Raw genomic sequence first — 2,360 nt, forward strand, 5'->3', positions numbered from 1 at the left:
CCTCGAACAGTTCGACTCGCCTGCGGGATTCGGTCACGTGTCCATCATGGCCTCGCCCGGACGGGGTAACCGTGCTGAGACGGGGTCACTTCCCGTGACACGAAGGGAGGCTGGGATGCCACTCACGTTTCGCAAGAGCTTTCGAATTCTTCCGGGAGTGCGGCTGAGCATCAACAAGCGCTCGTGGTCCCTCACCACGGGCGGCAGGAACGGGCCGCGGTACACCTGGAACAGCACCGGACGTCGTACGACATCGATGGATTTGCCCGGACCTTTCGGCTGGCGCCGCACCCGCCGCACCAAGGGACACACCAGGGGGCGCACGGGGGGATACTGACACCGCGTCACCCGAACGGACCCCCCAAGAGGTGCCATCTCATATCTGAGATAACCTCAACCTCATGGCAGACGACTACCTCGTACGCATCGGCAAGCTCATCCGCGACGCCCGGCAGCACCGTGGCTGGACGCAGTCGCAGCTCGCCGAGGCGCTCGGCACCAGCCAGAGTGCCGTCAACCGCATCGAGCGCGGCAACCAGAACATCAGCCTTGAGATGATCGCTCGTATAGGAGAGGCCCTCGACAGCGAAATCGTCTCCCTGGGCTACGCCGGACCGATGCATCTGCGCGTGGTGGGCGGCCGCCGGCTCTCCGGCGCCATCGATGTGAAGACGAGCAAGAACGCGTGCGTGGCGCTGCTGTGCGCCTCGCTGCTCAACAAGGGGCGCACGGTGCTGCGCCGCGTGGCCCGCATCGAGGAGGTGTACCGCCTCCTGGAGGTGCTGAACTCCATCGGCGTGCGCACCCGGTGGATCAACGACGGCGTCGACCTGGAGATCGTGCCCCCGGCCGAGCTGGACCTCGCGGCCATCGACGCGGACGCCGCCCGCCGCACCCGCTCCATCATCATGTTCCTCGGCCCGCTGCTGCACCGCATGGACCGCTTCAAGCTGCCCTACGCCGGCGGCTGCGACCTCGGTACGCGCACGATCGAGCCGCACATGATCGCGCTGCGCCGGTTCGGCCTGGACATCGCCGCGACCGAGGGCCAGTACCACGCGGTGGTGGACCGCGCCGTCAGCCCCGACCGCCCGATCGTGCTGACCGAGCGCGGGGACACCGTCACCGAGAACGCGCTGCTCGCCGCCGCCCGGCACGACGGCATCACCGTCATCCGCAACGCCTCCTCCAACTACATGGTCCAGGACCTGTGCTTCTTCCTGGAGGCCCTGGGCGTCAAGGTCGACGGCATCGGCACCACCACGCTCACCGTGCACGGCGTGCCCACCATCGACGTCGACGTGGACTACTCCCCCTCCGAGGACCCGGTCGAGGCGATGAGCCTGGTGGCCGCCGCCGTCGTCACCGAGTCGGAGCTGACGGTGCGCCGGGTGCCGATCGAGTTCCTGGAGATCGAGCTCGCGGTCCTGGAGGAGATGGGCCTCGACCACGACCGCACGCCCGAGTACTTCGCCGACAACGGCCGTACCCGGCTGGTGGACCTCACCGTCCGCCCCTCCAAGCTGGAGGCGCCGATCGACAAGATCCACCCGATGCCGTTCCCCGGCCTGAACATCGACAACGTCCCGTTCTTCGCGGCGATCGCGGCGGTGGCCCAGGGCAAGACCCTGATCCACGACTGGGTCTACGACAACCGCGCGATCTATCTGACCGACCTCAACCGCCTCGGCGGGCGCCTGCAGTTGCTGGACCCGCACCGCGTCCTGGTCGAGGGCCCGACCCGCTGGCGTGCCGCCGAGATGATGTGCCCGCCGGCCCTGCGGCCCGCGGTGGTCGTCCTGCTGGCGATGATGGCGGCGGAGGGCACGTCCGTCCTGCGCAACGTCTACGTCATCAACCGCGGCTACGAGGACCTGGCGGAGCGGCTGAACTCGATCGGGGCGCAGATCGAGATCTTCCGGGACATCTGAAAGCCGGCGCGACGGCTGCCGGCATGCCCTCGGGGGCTCCCGTGCTTACGGTGAGCGGGACGGACGCCGTCCCGCGAGAGGAGCCGTCGGATGCCGGGGAGCGAGAGCCCGCTGCGCGCAAGGACCGCCGTCGTGACCGGAGCGGCGCGCGGTCTGGGCGCTGCCATGGCGCGGGAACTGTCCGCGCGGGGGGGGCGAAGGTGGCGCTGCTCGGGCGTGAGGAGCGGGCGCTGGGGCAGGTCGAGGACGCGCTGCCGGGCGCCGGCGAGTGCTGGGAGGTCGACGTCACGGACGACCGGGGTATGGCCCGGGCCGGCGCGGACATCCGTGCGCGGCTCGGGCCCGCGTCCGTGGTGGTCGCCAACGCGGGCGTGGCCGAGGGCGGTCCGTTCGCCGAGTCCGACCCCGCGGTGTGGCGCCGGGTGGTCG

Annotated in this window: 2 protein-coding genes and 1 pseudogene; all 3 read left to right on the forward strand. The window is 70.0% G+C overall.

Annotation, left to right across the window (positions count from 1 at the left end; translation table 11 throughout):
• The first annotated feature begins 115 nt into the window (after positions 1 to 115).
• On the forward strand, positions 116 to 337 hold the full coding sequence (locus RIM90_RS30460; protein WP_309063972.1) for a DUF4236 domain-containing protein: 222 nt from the start codon (positions 116 to 118) through the stop codon (positions 335 to 337).
• Positions 338 to 401: 64 nt separating this feature from the next.
• The gene (locus RIM90_RS30465) at positions 402 to 1,931 is read left to right on the forward strand and encodes a UDP-N-acetylglucosamine 1-carboxyvinyltransferase (RefSeq protein ID WP_309063970.1); all 1,530 of its coding nucleotides are present in this window, start codon (positions 402 to 404) and stop codon (positions 1,929 to 1,931) included.
• A 90-nt stretch (positions 1,932 to 2,021) separates the two neighbouring features.
• Positions 2,022 to 2,245 (forward strand): annotated as a pseudogene (locus RIM90_RS30470) (SDR family NAD(P)-dependent oxidoreductase); the annotation flags it as partial.
• Between the last annotated feature and the right edge of the window lie 115 nt (positions 2,246 to 2,360).

It is taken from the genome of Streptomyces sp., assembly GCF_031181555.1.
In the GTDB taxonomy this organism is placed as follows: domain Bacteria; phylum Actinomycetota; class Actinomycetes; order Streptomycetales; family Streptomycetaceae; genus Streptomyces; species Streptomyces fimbriatus.